14 protein-coding genes and 2 pseudogenes are annotated in these 15,737 nt (G+C 38.5%); 4 read left to right on the forward strand and 12 right to left on the reverse strand.

The window, feature by feature from the left end:
• Positions 1-92 precede the first annotated feature (92 nt).
• From ftsZ to murG, 6 genes and pseudogenes are all read right to left on the reverse strand, one after another.
• Positions 93-1,276: pseudogene (ftsZ, locus tag AVJ19_RS06645) on the reverse strand (cell division protein FtsZ).
• 162 nt (positions 1,277-1,438) lie between these two features.
• Entirely contained in the window at positions 1,439-2,701 is a 1,263-nt protein-coding gene (gene ftsA / locus AVJ19_RS06650; RefSeq protein ID WP_111858984.1) for a cell division protein FtsA, read from the reverse strand.
• 62 nt (positions 2,702-2,763) lie between these two features.
• Positions 2,764-3,618, reverse strand: coding sequence for a cell division protein FtsQ/DivIB (locus AVJ19_RS06655; protein ID WP_111858985.1), 855 nt, complete (start codon positions 3,616-3,618; stop codon positions 2,764-2,766).
• Between the two features lie 4 nt (positions 3,619-3,622).
• Positions 3,623-4,549: a D-alanine--D-alanine ligase gene (locus tag AVJ19_RS06660; protein ID WP_111858986.1), complete on the reverse strand. Its 927-nt coding sequence runs from the start codon at positions 4,547-4,549 to the stop codon at positions 3,623-3,625.
• Between the two features lie 91 nt (positions 4,550-4,640).
• A complete protein-coding gene (gene murC, locus AVJ19_RS06665) occupies positions 4,641-6,089 on the reverse strand; it encodes a UDP-N-acetylmuramate--L-alanine ligase (RefSeq protein WP_111858987.1) in 1,449 nt (482 codons plus the stop codon).
• A gap of 13 nt (positions 6,090-6,102) precedes the next feature.
• The gene (gene murG / locus AVJ19_RS06670; RefSeq protein WP_111858988.1) at positions 6,103-7,200 is read right to left on the reverse strand and encodes an undecaprenyldiphospho-muramoylpentapeptide beta-N-acetylglucosaminyltransferase; all 1,098 of its coding nucleotides are present in this window, start codon (positions 7,198-7,200) and stop codon (positions 6,103-6,105) included.
• A gap of 356 nt (positions 7,201-7,556) precedes the next feature.
• Here murG and AVJ19_RS22760 point away from each other — a divergent pair, with 356 nt between their 5' ends.
• Entirely contained in the window at positions 7,557-8,276 is a 720-nt protein-coding gene (locus AVJ19_RS22760; protein WP_322873942.1) for an MFS transporter, read from the forward strand.
• Positions 8,277-8,323: 47 nt separating this feature from the next.
• Positions 8,324-8,749 (forward strand): MFS transporter, encoded by a 426-nt coding sequence (locus AVJ19_RS22765; protein ID WP_322873944.1) that lies wholly within the window; start codon positions 8,324-8,326, stop codon positions 8,747-8,749.
• A 64-nt stretch (positions 8,750-8,813) separates the two neighbouring features.
• Here AVJ19_RS22765 and gshB read toward each other — a convergent pair whose 3' ends face one another.
• On the reverse strand, positions 8,814-9,767 hold the full coding sequence (gene gshB / locus AVJ19_RS06680; RefSeq protein ID WP_111858989.1) for a glutathione synthase: 954 nt from the start codon (positions 9,765-9,767) through the stop codon (positions 8,814-8,816).
• Between the two features lie 115 nt (positions 9,768-9,882).
• On the opposite strand from gshB, the gene AVJ19_RS06685 reads away from it, so the two are divergent.
• On the forward strand, positions 9,883-10,083 hold the full coding sequence (locus AVJ19_RS06685; protein ID WP_111859023.1) for a DUF3565 domain-containing protein: 201 nt from the start codon (positions 9,883-9,885) through the stop codon (positions 10,081-10,083).
• Here AVJ19_RS06685 and AVJ19_RS06690 read toward each other — a convergent pair.
• Both AVJ19_RS06690 and AVJ19_RS22470 read right to left on the reverse strand, forming a co-directional pair.
• Positions 10,075-10,617, reverse strand: a complete 543-nt coding sequence (locus tag AVJ19_RS06690; protein ID WP_162626549.1) for a hypothetical protein — start codon at positions 10,615-10,617, stop codon at positions 10,075-10,077. The two genes, AVJ19_RS06685 and AVJ19_RS06690, sit on opposite strands and share 9 nt — an antisense overlap.
• Positions 10,617-10,783, reverse strand: a pseudogene (locus AVJ19_RS22470) (restriction endonuclease); the annotation flags it as partial. The gene AVJ19_RS06690 and the pseudogene AVJ19_RS22470, both read right to left, overlap by 1 nt.
• Positions 10,784-10,838: 55 nt before the next feature.
• Between AVJ19_RS22470 and AVJ19_RS06700 the strand changes: the two are divergent.
• Positions 10,839-11,774 (forward strand): restriction endonuclease, encoded by a 936-nt coding sequence (locus tag AVJ19_RS06700; protein ID WP_111858991.1) that lies wholly within the window; start codon positions 10,839-10,841, stop codon positions 11,772-11,774.
• A 134-nt stretch (positions 11,775-11,908) separates the two neighbouring features.
• Here the strand turns inward: AVJ19_RS06700 and guaA are convergent, their stop codons facing one another.
• The 3 genes from guaA to AVJ19_RS06715 all read right to left on the reverse strand — a co-directional run bounded on the left by guaA (position 11,909) and on the right by AVJ19_RS06715 (position 15,727).
• Entirely contained in the window at positions 11,909-13,477 is a 1,569-nt protein-coding gene (guaA, locus tag AVJ19_RS06705) for a glutamine-hydrolyzing GMP synthase (RefSeq protein ID WP_111858992.1), read from the reverse strand.
• A 406-nt stretch (positions 13,478-13,883) separates the two neighbouring features.
• Entirely contained in the window at positions 13,884-15,065 is a 1,182-nt protein-coding gene (locus AVJ19_RS06710; protein WP_162626550.1) for a PstS family phosphate ABC transporter substrate-binding protein, read from the reverse strand.
• 452 nt (positions 15,066-15,517) lie between these two features.
• Positions 15,518-15,727 carry a hypothetical protein gene (locus AVJ19_RS06715; protein WP_228203308.1) on the reverse strand — a complete coding sequence of 70 codons (210 nt, stop codon included), beginning with the start codon at positions 15,725-15,727 and terminating at the stop codon, positions 15,518-15,520.
• Positions 15,728-15,737: the final 10 nt, after the last annotated feature.

Consider the following 15,737-nt stretch of genomic DNA (forward strand, 5'->3'; position numbering starts at 1 on the left):
CGTTAGCACATTTAGCCATTGATAAAAAACAAAAAAGGCAGTGAAACTTACTGCCTTTTTCGATCATGATTAGTCTTTATTTGAATAATCAATTATTTACGTTGTTGGTTCTTCAAATAATCTTGAATGCTCATCGGCGTAGAACGTGGTGATGCACTTGTGCTCGCAGCAGGTGCATCACTATTTTGACGCTTGCTGATCGCTGGAATATCATCTTCATCTACAGGGGCATTTTGGTGCGACTGCTGCACATTTGCAGCAACATTCACAGGTGTACGACGTTTAACCTCTGCTTCATTAGCATTACGTGTTAAACCTGTTGCAATTACAGTCACACGAATTTCATCACGTGCATCTGGATCGAACACTGTACCAAAGAATACTTCACCTTCATCCAAATCAACGATTTGATTCACAACATCAGTGATAATTTCAGTTTCACGAAGCGTAACATCTGCACCACCTGTAATATTAATCAAAACACCTTTGGCATTCATAATATTTACATTATCAAGTAATGGACTACGAATCGCCAACGTGCAGCTTCTTCAGCACGATCAGGACCACTGCTCTTACCTTCACCCATCATGGCATAACCACGAGTACTCATTGCTGTTTTTAAATCAGCAAAGTCAAGGTTAATGTGACCTGGACGAACAACCAAATCAAAAATACTACGTACCGCATTCAGCAACACATCATCCGCTTTACGGTAAGCATCTTGCATAGAGATGTCACCATATACGCTGAGTAAGCGTTGGTTTGGGATAATAATCAAAGAATCAACATGTTGCTCTAAAGCTTCAATCCCTTTTTCGGCTGAACGTTGACGGCGGCGACCTTCAAAGTTAAATGGTGTCGTCACCACACCTACAGTCAAAATACCCATTTCTTGTGCAATTTCAGCAACGACTGGTGCAGCACCCGTACCTGTACCACCACCCATACCTGCGGTAACGAATACCATGTCCGCACCCTCAAGGTGTTGACGGATCAATTCACGACTTTCTTCAGCAGCAATTTGACCAACGTCTGGGTTTGCACCCGCACCCAAACCACGGGTACTTTGTTCACCGAGTTGGATTTTAAATGGTGCATTCATGCGATCTAAAGCTTGTTTATCAGTATTTGCACAAACAAATTTTACGCCTTTAATGTCCGACTGCACCATGTGCTGTACAGCATTACCACCACCACCACCAACACCAAATACAGTAAAACGGGCTTGACCGTTACTATCGGTTTGTTCATCTTCTAAAAATTCAAATGAGGCCATGACCTTTAGATTTCCTACTTAATGTATGGCAGTCACTTAAGCCCGTATACTGCCTTGATCTTCAATAATAAAATTTGTTTTAGGATGCTTCTCATTGCTCAAATTGTCAAGTACAGGACGACATGCTTACAACTTTTTAACAATATTCCCAAAAAACCACACCTAAAAAATACCTTTCAATTTGTTATTCATTGCAGTCCAACCACTGGCTATACGCTCCAAAATTGAACGATGGCTACTAACTTCTGGTTCTTCCACAGCATCTTGCATTTCACTTTGACTAAACAACAACAAACCAGATGCAGTCGCATACATAGAACGACGCAAGGCAGATAAATGCTGATCATCGGCATAAACATTCACTGTCGGGTTACCCAAATGAGCAGAAACACCCAACATTCTACGCGCTAACGTTACCATACCTTCGATTTGACATACATCCCCCGTTAATACCACACCATGATATAAACTTTGTAATGCACCACGTTGTTCTAATTCATCACGAACTAAACCCAAAATCTCTTCATAGCGTGCAATAATAATTTCAGCAAGTTCAATACGGCTAATGGTTTGCGGACCATCAATTGCTTCGAACTGAATCATATGTTCAGGTTTAACTTGGTGAATATCCACACAACCATAGAGTAACTTAATTCGCTCAGCTTCTTCTGTAGTGGTTTGTAATACTGCTGCAATATCTCTTGTTACATTCTCACCACCACGTTGAATGGTGTGAGCAAGAACCAAATGCCCTTCAATATATACAGCGATATTGGTGGTTCCTGCACCGATATCGAGTAAACAAACGCCATATTCTTTTTCGTCTTTTAGCAAACTACCTTCTGCTGTGGCTAAACATGACACCACCATTTTCTCAACAGAAATATTCGCACCTTTCATTGCACGATCTAAATTTTGCATGGTGGCAATCGGCATCATCATCAACTGGTAATGTGCTGTCATACTATGTGCAGTCAGATTAATTGGGTTTTGCACCCACTCAGTTGAGTCATCTAATTCAAAACCCAAAGGCACAGCTGTTGCTAAATAATGATCCGCTGTCAAATGACTGGCTTTTGCAAGATCCAATGCACGTACAACTTCAGATGTCGTAATGGTTCGATCTGGATTGGCAATTGGGGTACGCCCCACAGCATAATGGCTTTGTAATTCTGTACTTGGAATAGACACCCATGCTGAATGCACACGACATTCCGCCATGTCTTCGGCTTCTTGCACAGCTTGCTTTATGGCATTAGTGACTTTATCTAGGCTGACAATTTTACCTTTATTCATACCTTTATTGCGTGCACTTGCCATACCAATTACCTGAATATTATCAGGGGCATGCACTTTACCAATTAGAACTGAAACTTTATGTGTCCCAATGTCTATCGCAACAACTGAGGGAACAGCTTCACTCATCACTTCACTACCATTATCTTCATTGTTTGTCTTCGGCTCATCGCCTCTTATAAAGCCATCTATTATGGCTGCACTACTACTGCATCTGCAATGCTTGGCGTATTATTGGTTACAACAAAGCCACCATTTATAATTTTTGGCACTTTAGCATCTTTCCACTGAATCGCAAGCCCATTTCGATAACGCAAATCAATCGCAGAAATATTTGACCAAACTGGTTTTAAATCAGTTTGCGCTAAATGGCTTAAACGTTGTAATTTACTCATCGTTTGATCTTGATCAACGATAATACGCAGACCTGAATCAAACTGCATAAACCATGTCATTCTTTCTGTTAAATATAACTCTTTTAATCGAAGATTAGCTGGGTGAAAAAGTTGATTAATCTCATTATATCGACGCATCATGACTTTAGACTGGCTCAGTGGTCCATGCAAAAGTGGCAAATTATGATGATCACGTACTTGCGCTTCACTATAAACATTACCACCGTCACTCAGTAATCGCCCCGTTCCCCAACGTGCAATTGCATGACGAGGCATTACTCGAATGCGAATCCCATTCGGCCATGCTCGCGATACCACAACACGATCAACCCATGATACTTCTAAAGCTCGATCTCGAATTTGTTCTAGATCAGAAGTAAAATAATTATCCTTAACCACAGGTGCTAAGTGCTGTGATAAAGTTTGATTTTCTATAGGTGAATCTACCCCAACCACTTGCAAGGTCGCAACTTTGGCATCAGTAACCACTTTATACAAGCCAAATAAACCAACGAGTAAAACCAAAAAGGCAATACACAACAATACCCACCCACCCGCATTGATTAACTTTTCTTTGCGTGTTGGTGGCTTGTCATGTATGGATGTAATTGCTGCCTTTTTACGGCGCATTGAAGCAGGGAGTTGAGCCATAAAATTAGTGTGTATCGACCAAAGTTTGTTCTAAAATCGCCACACAAAGTTGATCAAAGTCATAACCCACTGCTTGTGCTGCTTTAGGTACTAATGAGTGACTGGTCATGCCTGGTACAGTATTCACCTCTAGTAACCAGAAATTCCCCTGTTCATCAAGCATGGCATCAATACGCCCCCAACCACTTGCACCTACAGCTTGGAAAGCACGTAAACATAATTCTTGTAGTTGTTTTTCTTCTGCTTCACTCAAACCACATGGAATACCATATTCCACATCATTACGGTTATATTTTGCTTCATAGTCATAAAAAGCAACATCCGCAGGTGGTTGTAGACGAATCACTGGTAAAGCCTGCCCATTTAAAAAAGCAATGGTGTATTCACGACCTGTGATCCATTTTTCAGCCATGACAACAGCATCATGAACTGTGGCTTTATCAATCGCTTTGGCAAGATCTTCAGCTTTTTCAACCTTGCTCATGCCCACACTTGAACCTTCATGTACAGGTTTGATAATGAGTGGTAGACCTAAGCTCTCAATCACTTCCTGCAAATCTGAATCTTTAGAAATGATGCGATAAGGTGCTGTTGGCAACTCAGAACCTTGCCAAATTTGCTTGGTTTTGACTTTATCCATGCCAATCGCAGAGCCTTGTACGCCAGTCCCTGTATATGGAATATTTAACCATTCCAAAACACCTTGGATCTGACCATCTTCACCACCACGACCATGCAACACAATAAATGCACGATCATAATTTACAAGTTCCGTCACACTACGTTCTTGCGGATCAAAGCTTTCAGCATTTACCCCTGAACGTAATAATGCTTCTAATACAGCTTTACCACTATCTAATGACACCTCACGCTCAGCGGATTTACCACCAAGCAACACCGCTACTTTGCCGAATTTAGAAGCATTTGACACGTTTAAATCCTTAAACTTATAAGTTAGTCAAGTTAAATTAACCTACTGGGCTTCACTGCTTTTATGTCACACAATCAAACCCAAATGTAAATTATTTTAAATACAGTTGGTTTTGAGCCAATTCTACCGAAATTGCCCCCACGTTACCCGCACCTTGTGTTAATAACAAGTCATTCGCTTGTAACACTTTTTGTATGACGTTCTGTAAATTACCTTCTACAGGGTCAATCAAGATTGGCTCAACCTCGCCACGCAAACGAATACTACGTGCCAATGAGCGACTATCCGCACCCACAATCGGTTTTTCACCCGCAGGATATACTTCTAAAAGTAATAGTTGATCAACTTGTGACAACACATCAACAAAATCATCAAAACAATCACGAGTTCGACTAAAACGATGTGGCTGGAACATCATCACCAAACGACGATCAGGATGACTCGCACGTGCAGCTTTAATCGTAGCTTCTACTTCTTTAGGATGGTGACCATAATCATCAACCAATTTCACATTGCCATCACCCAAAGCATATTCACCTTGAACTTGGAAACGGCGACCTACACCACTGAAGCTTTCTAAAGCACGTGCAATGGCAGCATCTGAAACACCTTCATCGGTTGCAACCCCAATCGCAGCCAAAGCATTTAAGATATTATGTAAACCTGGTAAATTAATCGTTAAACGCAATGGCTCACGGTCTTTACGTAATACAGTAAAATGCGACTGCATCCCTGTTTGTTCAACATCAACCGCACGAATATCATTATCTTCATTAAAACCATAGGTTAAAACGGGACGACCTATACGTGGCATGATCTCACGAATATTAACATCATCACCACACACCACCGCCAAACCATAGAACGGCATTTTTTGTAAGAATTTAATGAATGTATCTTTCAATACATCAAAGCTGCCTCCGTAAGTGTCCATATGATCTGCATCAATATTGGTCACAATCGCAGCCATTGGTTCTAAGTGTAAGAATGATGCATCAGACTCATCGGCTTCTGCCACGATATAACGACTTGCTCCAAGTGCTGCATTGACACCCGTACGATTCAACAAACCACCGATCACATAGGTTGGATCCATGTTTTCTTCTGCCAACATACACGTCACCAGACTTGTTGTTGTGGTTTTACCATGTGTTCCTGCCACAGCGATCCCATGACGATAACGCATCAACTCACCCAGCATTTCTGCACGGCGTACCACAGGAATACGTGTATCAATCGCAGCCTTAATCTCTAAATTTTCGTGATCAATTGCTGTTGAAACCACCAACACATTTGCACCCTGAATATTTTCAGCGGCATGCCCGATATAGACTTTAATCCCATTTTCTTCAAGCTGTGCTGTGGTTTTAGACGCTTTAATATCTGAACCAGAGACCTTATAGCCTTGGTTTTTCAACACTTCTGCAATACCGCACATCCCTGCACCACCGATTCCCACAAAGTGGATATGTTTAATACGGCGCATTTCAGGAATTTTGATCAGGTTTTTTGCTTTATCAGCAGGGCTTGTTGGTGACATAATGAACTCTAACTTACAAATCTTGAATTAAACCAACCACACGTTGAGTTGCATCTGGTTGCGCTTGTTGACGAGCTTTCACTGCCATTTCCATCAATAACTGACGGTTCATCAACGGCGTGAGTAAATCTTTTAAAGAATCAGGTGTCATGCTTGCTTGTGGGCAAATTTTCGCAGCACCTGTTTTTTCCAAAAATCGAGCATTGGCAGTTTGATGGTCATCCACTGCACTTGGTAAAGGGACGAATACCGCAGCCACACCAGCTGTTGCTACCTCAGTCACAGTCAGCGCACCTGCACGACAAATGATTAAATCAGCATTGCTATAAGCGAGTGCCATATCCTCAATAAAAGGCTGAACTTCGACTTGTAAATGCTCAGGAGCATCGGCATATAATTGTTGCGTTGTCTCTTGCTTATTTTGCCCACACTGATGAAACACATTAAGTGGAACATTAAGCTGTTTTAATGCTTGTGGTACACATTCATTCAAAGCTTGCGCCCCTAATGAACCACCAACAATTAAAATGCGCAATGGTTCATTTGAATTTTCACGTTCTTTATAGCGATAAGATGGATTGTAAATCGCAGTGATTTCTGCACGTACAGGATTTCCTGTTGTCACGATTTTATCACTTGCAGGAAATGTATTTGGAAATGCCTGACACACTTTTTTCGCTACACGAGAAAGTTGTGTATTGGTAAAACCCGCCACCGCATTTTGCTCATGAATAATGACAGGAATACCCAACACACGTGCAGCTAAACCACCTGGCCCTGCGACATAACCACCAAAGCCTGCAACCGCATCAACTTTCAGTTGCTTCATATAGCGCATTGCACTCAAAGTTGCTTTTAATATTTTAAAAGGTGCAACCAATTTTCGTACAACACCATTGCCCCGTACACCTTGAATATCAATTTGATACAGTGGAATATCATGTTGTTGTAATAAACGATTTTCCATACCCGCTGGAGTCGCTAACCAAGAGACTTGACAGCCTTGCTGTTGCAATTCTTTTGCGACTGCCAATGCAGGAAATACATGCCCACCCGTACCTGCCGCCATCATCATGACGTGTTTCGGTGCACTTTGTTGAGGTCTGGTCACAGTCTAATTCTTCAATACCAAAAATAAAAATTAACGAGTCTTTAAGCCGACAATTGTAATCACAAACAATGATAGGGAAAAGTTTATTTACTTTTTTTCACCTGACACTTCATTGTTTTTTTCTACCGATTTGAAAGTTTAAACTAGTTTTGTTATTAATCTATCAGAAAATGCTGATTTTTGTACGATTTATATTTTTAAATGCAGCATTCCTGTAGCCACATATGCTTTCTTACTATCTTTCTCTATATATGCAAAATTTTACTTTAAATTTCTCATATTATTTCTACAAATATTAAAACTTTCTCCTTATACTCAAATTTAGTTTAAAAATTATTCATGGAAGAATATTCATCGTGACACAACACACTTCACGACATGACCTTTGGATTATTGCAGCAGGTTATTTGGCTGCGGTTCATGTCGGTAAACTCTCACCTATTATTCCCATTTTACAAAAGCAGTTAGATTTAAGTCTTGCCCAAGCAGGTCTTGCATTGTCTTTGGTACAAGCTGCGGGCATGCTCTTCGCTCTATTGCTTGGCAGTTTTAGTGAAAAAGTTGGGCTTAAAAAATGCTTTATCGCAGGTTTGGTCATTTTAGGCTGTGCCAGCATGGGTGGAATTTTTATTGATTCGTTATTTAGCCTATTTTTCTTGCGCTTTTTTGAGGGAATGGGATTTCTTTTGATTACTCTAACTGCACCTGCCATTTTAAAGCGAATTTGTGACCCAACCACCATGAACTTAAAAATGGGCATTTGGGGCTCTTATATGGGCTTAGGCGTCGGCATTGCGATGCTCAGTATTCCGATTTTATTACAATATTTTTCTTGGCAACAGATTTGGTTCGCTTTGGGAGTACTCAGCTTAGGCTTTGCCGTGGTGGTACAATATTTATTGAATATTCCTCAAAATCATCATGCAAATACAGCAGTACAATCTTTTTTCAGTGTGCTAAAAATGACGCTCACACATGCACCTGTGGTGTGTTTGGCTTTAATTTTTGCAGCATATACCAGTCAATGGCTGACTGTGATTGGCTTTCTGCCCAGTATTTACCTTAATGCAAAATAGATTTTCAAGTCGCTGGCGTACTGACTGCGATTGTATCTATTGCGAATATTTTCGGTACTTTAGCTGCAGGTTGGTTACTGCACCATGGTATTACGGCACCTAAACTCATCACCACAGGTTTTTTAACGATGTGTGCGATGTGTTTTATGATGTTTGTTTTTAATCAGTATTTGCCTTTTCCACTGCAATATTTAAGTGTCATCATTTTTTCAGCTGTTGGCGGCTTAATTCCTGCAACCGTTTTTGCAATTACTTTACATTATGCACCTCACCCAAATGCTATCGCTGCAAGTGTCGGTTTAGTACTGCAAATCTCAGCCTTTGGGCAATTCATTTTGCCACCACTTAGCGGTATGTTGGTCTCATATACCCATGATTGGGGCAATATTGTATGGATTACCACATTACTATCCGCTATAGGCATTGTTGCGGTATGGACTTTATTTAAGCGTCATCCTTTAAGCAATAAATAGCAGTTAAATTTGTTTATTTTTCAAATAAAAACACCAACAGAAGTGTTGGTGTTTTTTAAAGCATTTAACGACTTAAATTATCCACGCCAGTTTCTAAGACATTAAATAAATCATCAGCAATCGAAGTTCCAAACTGGGTATCAATCTCACGGATACACGTTGGGCTAGTCACGTTAATTTCAGTGACATAATTTCCAATCACATCTAAACCTACAAACACCAAGCCTTTTTCTTTTAAAAATGGTCCGACTTTTGCTGCAATGGCTTTGTCATTTTCAGTCAATGGGCGAGCTTCTCCCAAACCACCCGCAGCCAAATTACCACGTACTTCACCATTTTGCGGAATACGTGCCAAACAATATGGTACAGGCTCACCATTGATCATCAAAATACGTTTATCACCATCCACAATTTCAGGAATATAACGTTGTGCCATGATCGGCTGTGTACCATTTTCCGTTAGAATCTCAATGGTTGAACCAATATTCACGCCATCTTGATATAAACGGAAAATCCCCATCCCACCCATACCATCTAATGGTTTCACGATCACATCACCATGTTCTTGTAAAAATTCACGAATTAAACTTTGCTGTGAAGTCACCAACGTTGGTACTTGTAACTCAGGGAATTGGGTCGCAAATAGCTTTTCATTACAATCACGTAAGCTTTGCGGCTTGTTAATGATCCATGCACCTTCTCGTTCTGCTTGCTCTAAAATATACGTGGTATAGACAAAGTTCATATCAAAGGGTGGGTCTTTACGCATCAACACCACATCATAATCAGCAAGAGATTCTTTGCGCTTTTCACCTAATTCATAATAATGATCGTAATCTTCAAACACTTGCAACGGACTGATCAAACCAAATGCTTTACCTTGATCAATATATAAGTCTTGTTGTAAAGCATAACCCAACTCATGCCCTCGGCGGGATGCAGCCCAAAGCATTGCCATAGTTGAATCTTTTTTAAGATTTACATTTTCAATTGGGTCCATCACTACAAGTACACGCATATTGCTGCTCTTTTTCAATGTCATATTGCTTTAGTATAGCGGAGATTTTTCTTGCATTTCCCTGATTTTTGGTAAACCTTTAGCTGATATTATGCTGAATGATTTGGGGAATCTTATGCAACAAGCCATGATCGACTTTCACCTAGATGAAGAAAACCATTGGGTTGCTGAGCTTGCCTGTGGTCATACGCAACATGTGCGACATACACCGCCTTGGCAAAATCGTCCTTGGGTCATGACGGAACAAGGTCGTCAAGAGAAGATTGGGATGATGTTGGAGTGTAAGGAATGTGATCACATCAATGAGTTATCTTAAATCAAGAGCTAAGTTTCTTTTTTGCCAATACATAGTTGCCATCACTAAAAACATACTCAGTAGAATAATCATAAAATACCGATAAAAAGACTGACGTGCTGTTTTAATTTTTTCTGCCCAATCTACTTCATAAAAATATCGGTCATCGTCTATATCAGAAAAATCACTTGCTTTAATCATTTCTAGTTTGATCAAATCAGGCTTATACCCCATTGGATAATTGATCAATATCATGTCCTTCACCTGATAATCAGCATAAAATCTTAACTCATTGCATAACGTGCTTTCATTCATTACACGTTCTATGCCTTGATCATAAAAATGGACAAGATTACCTTTTTTATCAGGTTTACAGACTAATTTTATATTTTCAGGATTTTGAATATGTTCAATTTTTTGAAAAATAGGAAAACTTGCAAAAATCAAAGGTAAAATCATGAGCATGGCATAAACAGCAAAAGCGCAAGGCGCCCACAATGGCATAGCTGCTGATTTTTTTATTCGCTCTTTATACTCTGGATGATTCAATATCATTAAAAAGCATCTTCATCAAAACGATCTTGGTCGATTTTATAAATGTGGAAACTTCTTTCAATTTGTACACCTAATCCAAATTCGATTATAAGAGTGTTAATAAATCACCATTTATTAAAACGATATCTGATTTTCTAGCAGACTCGATAGCTTCTTTACTGAAATTAAATATAACATAATAATTTATTTTTCAAAATATTGAAGTAAATAAAGGATAATAAATGACGATTTTGAACTTTAAAGATATTCCTGAAGCTAATGGATCAGATGCACCTGATACATTTGAACTATTTGCACGTGATTTTTTAGGATACTTAGGTTATACCATTTTAGAAAATCCATCACGAGGAGCTGATGGCGGAAAAGATTTAATCATTCAAGAAACAAGAAGTGGTATCTCTGGTAATACATATATAAAATGGCTAGTAAGTTGTAAACACTACGCTTTTACAGGAAAATCCATAACACCAACTGATGAACAAAGTATTAGTGATCGAGTCGAACATCACAAATGTGATGGCTTTATTGGTTTTTATTCAACTTTAGCAAGCTCAGGTTTAATGGCTAGATTATCTAGTCTAACTGACAAATTTATATTTCAAGTTTTTGATTCTTCTTTAATTGAATCAAAACTTATAGGTAATTTAGAGGGCGAATTACTAGCAAGAAGATACTTTCAAAAATCAATGAATACCTTTTTAATTGAAAATCCAAGACCTATTCAACTTTTTGATGAAGTACCGACATTACTTTGTGAAGTTTGTAAAAAAGAACTTATAAATAATGAACTTGTTAGAAAATCTATAATAGTTTTCTATTACAAGTTTACATCTGAACCTTTTCATAAATCGTATGTCAAAATTACCACATGCTGTAAAGGTAAATGTGATCGAACTTTAAGTGAAAATTTAGATTTTTTATCAGGATGGGAAGATTTGAGTGACCTAAAATCACCTTTAATTTACTTAAGGCATATTATTGGCTTTATCAATGAACTTAACTCCTCACATTCTTCATACTCCCAAGAAGCAATCGACTCATTAAAAACTATTTTTATAAGATTATTTCCTTTTGTTTGTAGAGAACTTAATACCCATGATAAAGAATTAATTGAAGGTTTATACAAAATTCCTTCAGCGTTAGGCGGGTTAGGATAAAAAAGAGCGCCTAAGCGCTCTTTTCATTTAAATGATTTCAATCACTGCCGAAAGCATCTTGAAATACTGCACTGCCGCGAGCGTAGCTCTTGGCATAATTTAGGCAAGAAGTTTCACTTCTTGAAATCCCTAAATTACTCCCATTCAATCGTAGCAGGTGGCTTAGATGACACGTCATAAACAACACGAGAAACATCAGCGATTTCATTCATGATACGAGTCGAAATTTTATCAACAAGATCATAAGGAAGATGCGCAAAACGAGCCGTCATAAAGTCAACCGTTTCAACCGCACGAAGTGCAATCACCCATGCATAACGACGACCATCACCCACTACACCCACTGATTTCACTGGTTGGAATACAGCAAATGCTTGCGCAGTTTTATCATACCAACCGCTTGCACGAAGCTCTTGCATAAAGATGTCATCAGCAAGACGAAGAATATCTGCATATTCTTTTTTCACTTCACCAAGAATACGAACACCTAAACCTGGACCAGGGAACGGATGACGGTAAAGCATTTCGTGCGGTAAACCTAAAGTTGTACCTAAACGACGAACTTCATCTTTAAACAAATCACGGATTGGCTCAACCAATTCAAACGCTAAATCTTCTGGTAAGCCACCCACATTGTGGTGTGATTTAATCACATGCGCTTTACCATTTTTAGTCGCAGCAGATTCGATCACGTCAGGATAAATCGTACCTTGTGCAAGGAAGTTTACACCATCAAGCTTACGTGCTTCTTCAGCAAAAACTTCGATGAATTCACGACCAATGATTTTACGTTTTTTCTCAGGATCAACTTCACCTGCAAGTGCAGACAAGAAACGCTCTTCAGCATCAGCACGAATCACACGGATACCCATGTTTTTTGCAAACATGTCCATCACTTGCTCGCCTTCGTTCAAACGAAGTAAGCCATTATCTACAAATACACAGGTCAATTGATCGCCAATCGCTTTATGTAAAAGCGCAGCAACTACAGATGAATCCACACCACCAGACAGACCTAAAAGAACTTTTTGATCGCCAATTTGCTCACGTAATTGTTCAACACGTAAGTCGATGATGTTTTCAGAATTCCAAAGGTTACGACAACCACAGATGCCATGCACGAAGTTCGACAGAATTTCTGCACCTTTTGCAGTGTGTGTCACTTCAGGATGGAACTGGATACCATAGAAACGACGAGTTTCATCGGACACCATCGCAAATGGACAGCTTGGCGTGCTTGCAGTCACTTGGAATCCTTCAGGAATCGCAGTCACTTTGTCACCGTGGCTCATCCACACTTTCAGTTGGTTCGCTGTATCTTCAAGATCACCGATTAATTTATCACGAACTTGAATATCTACTTCTGCATAACCAAATTCATGCACATCACCTGGCTCAACTTTACCACCAAGTTGTTGCGACATGGTTTGTAGACCATAGCAAATACCGAGTACAGGCACACCTAAGTTGAATACAACTTCTGGTGCACGAGGACTACCCGCTTCATAAACACTTTCTGGACCACCTGAAAGGATGATCCCGTTTGGGTTAAATGCACGAATGTCTTCTTCAGACATATCAAATGCGTACATTTCTGAATAAACACCAGCTTCACGTACACGACGTGCAATCAACTGGCTATATTGAGAACCGAAATCCAAGATGAGGATACGATCTTCAGTAATTTGGGTATTGGTCGTCATGGTATACAACTATGTAGGCAACGAATATAAGCGCCACATTCTAACATTTTTCTTAGCCTAACGCATACCATTGCAGAAAATTTAGGTCTCTTTTGATAAAGGCAATATCTATCATAAAAAGTTGAGATATTAAAATTTCTATAAAAATATTTTTTAATTATATACCAATAGATCATTTTTAATTTTCTGCTAAATATTGATTAGCATATAAAAAAACTGAAACTTCATATGCTAATTTTTATAAAATATTTTCCTTTAAAATAAATACAACAATATTTATATTTTAAAACATAATGATACTTTTAAAACTAAGCCATGATTTAAAAATTTTTAAAGGCTTATTATATTTATTCATTTTATAAAAAAGCACACTCTGACGAGTATGCTTTTTTATAAATAATAGAGCTTAGTTAACGATCTGATTAATCGCAGTAGTTACTTTAGTTGTTACTGGTAAAGCACTAAAACCCTTTTTAGCATTTGTAGATAATAAGCTAAATTTAGTAGATGGCGAATTTATCAGTCTTTTCAGTGCCGCTACTTTTGCAGCATCACCATTGTTATTGGTATAGGTTAATAAATACGAAATTGCTACGATTGGATAACCGCCTGCTGGGTTTGCGTAAGCTGAAGGATTTACCAAGGTTACAGAAGCAGGAGTACCTGTCAACGTTACCACTTTCGCAGAACCATCTGGATTATTCGTTGCGCCATCAATTGCACCACCCACAACAATATTTGCATCTGTGACAAATGTCGTTGTCGGTGTTGTTGGTAATAAACTGTTAATTTGAGCGATTTTGGTTCCAGTTGTTGCATACGCATTTGCAGCTTCAGCATACCCAATCGCACCAGCCGTTGCATTTACAACTGTAATCAAATCTTGGTTACTTTTAATATCTGTACCATCTGCTTTTTTAGTCGTACTCGGTGTTGTCACACCTGCGGTATAAACCTCTTTCACCAAGATATTTTTGCTTGGGAATTGAGATAAATTGGTTTGAATCACTTTATTTAAATGGTTGAGAAAGCTAAATGTCGTACCACTACCTGAAGTACGTCCAACCAATTTGATCGCTAAATTAGGTCCACCTACTTGGTTCCAGTTGGTAATTAAACCTGTAAAAATCTTTGCAAGTTGAACAGAAGTTAGATTAATCGTTGCAGTACTTGCTCCAATGTTATAAACCACAGCAACAGAACCTGCAATTGCAGGAACTTGAACGGGTTTAACATGTGCAGTACCACCTGCTCCTGCTAAAAAGTCAGCATAGTTCTGTTGAGTAAATGGTGAATCTGTACCTGCAAATTGCTTGGTATTTGCAATAATTGAGGATTTTCCTGCACCACTTCCTGTTCCAGCATACGTCGCTTGATGAGCTGCATTTGCTGGATCCGCATTATATTGACCAAAAATTGAATCTGCAATGGGTGCAGGAGGGGTAGCTGTAGCATTCACATTTCCTGTATAAGCACGTTCAGGAAGACTTGCACCTTCACCATTAAACACAGCAGCTTGAGCAGAAGCAGATACACCAACTGCAAATGCAATCGCATTTACAGAAGCAAATAATTTATTCATTTTCATTACAATTACTCCATTACATGTAGGGATGTTATTTATTGTGACCATGACGCATTGTTATTAAAAACATGTCATTTCTTAGACTTTTTATTTTGAGTCAGCAGCGATGACATAAACCAAAATAAGGATGAATTATGAATAAAAAGTTAAAAATCACTTAAGTTATTATATTAATATTCACTAAAATTATTATTTTTACTGTTATAAAACAATAAACTTAAATCCTAAAATCAAGATATTTAAAATAAAATAAGCATTAACAAACATGTAACTAAAACATTATATTTACATATTTTTACACAAAATAAAAAATAAAATGACTTTAAAAAAACAATTATAAAGTTATCATTTTTTATGATGAATTTTATAAATTAAAGTATTTTTAATTTATTTTTATTACCCAAAAAAAAGCAGGATTATATGAAATATAATCTGCTTAGATTATCTAAAATCAATCAAAACTTATTTTGATTATTTTTATTACACTGCGATTTACCATGTTCATCTACAGAACAGTCATTTTGTGCTTTGCCACCAAAACCAACGATCTCAACATTGATCATGGTATCTGCATTATGTGTATTTGATTTATTTCCAAGTGCACTGCTTTGTTGTGCCGCAGCCGCTGCTGCATTACTTGCAGCAGACAGCGCTCCTGTGTCCACGGTTGCAGCA

This window comes from Acinetobacter sp. CFCC 10889 (genome assembly GCF_003268395.1).
In the GTDB taxonomy this organism is placed as follows: domain Bacteria; phylum Pseudomonadota; class Gammaproteobacteria; order Pseudomonadales; family Moraxellaceae; genus Acinetobacter.

Coding starts and splice junctions, on each gene's coding strand:
- ftsA (WP_111858984.1), bottom strand. CDS start 2,701: ATGAGTGAAGCTGTTCCCTCAGTTGTTGCGATAGACATTGGGACACAT.
- AVJ19_RS06655 (WP_111858985.1), bottom strand. CDS start 3,618: ATGGCTCAACTCCCTGCTTCAATGCGCCGTAAAAAGGCAGCAATTACA.
- murC (WP_111858987.1), bottom strand. CDS start 6,089: ATGTCACCAACAAGCCCTGCTGATAAAGCAAAAAACCTGATCAAAATT.
- gshB (WP_111858989.1), bottom strand. CDS start 9,767: ATGCGTGTACTTGTAGTGATGGACCCAATTGAAAATGTAAATCTTAAA.
- AVJ19_RS06685 (WP_111859023.1), top strand. CDS start 9,883: ATGCAACAAGCCATGATCGACTTTCACCTAGATGAAGAAAACCATTGG.
- AVJ19_RS06690 (WP_162626549.1), bottom strand. CDS start 10,617: ATGATATTGAATCATCCAGAGTATAAAGAGCGAATAAAAAAATCAGCA.
- AVJ19_RS06700 (WP_111858991.1), top strand. CDS start 10,839: ATGACGATTTTGAACTTTAAAGATATTCCTGAAGCTAATGGATCAGAT.
- guaA (WP_111858992.1), bottom strand. CDS start 13,477: ATGACGACCAATACCCAAATTACTGAAGATCGTATCCTCATCTTGGAT.
- AVJ19_RS06710 (WP_162626550.1), bottom strand. CDS start 15,065: ATGAAAATGAATAAATTATTTGCTTCTGTAAATGCGATTGCATTTGCA.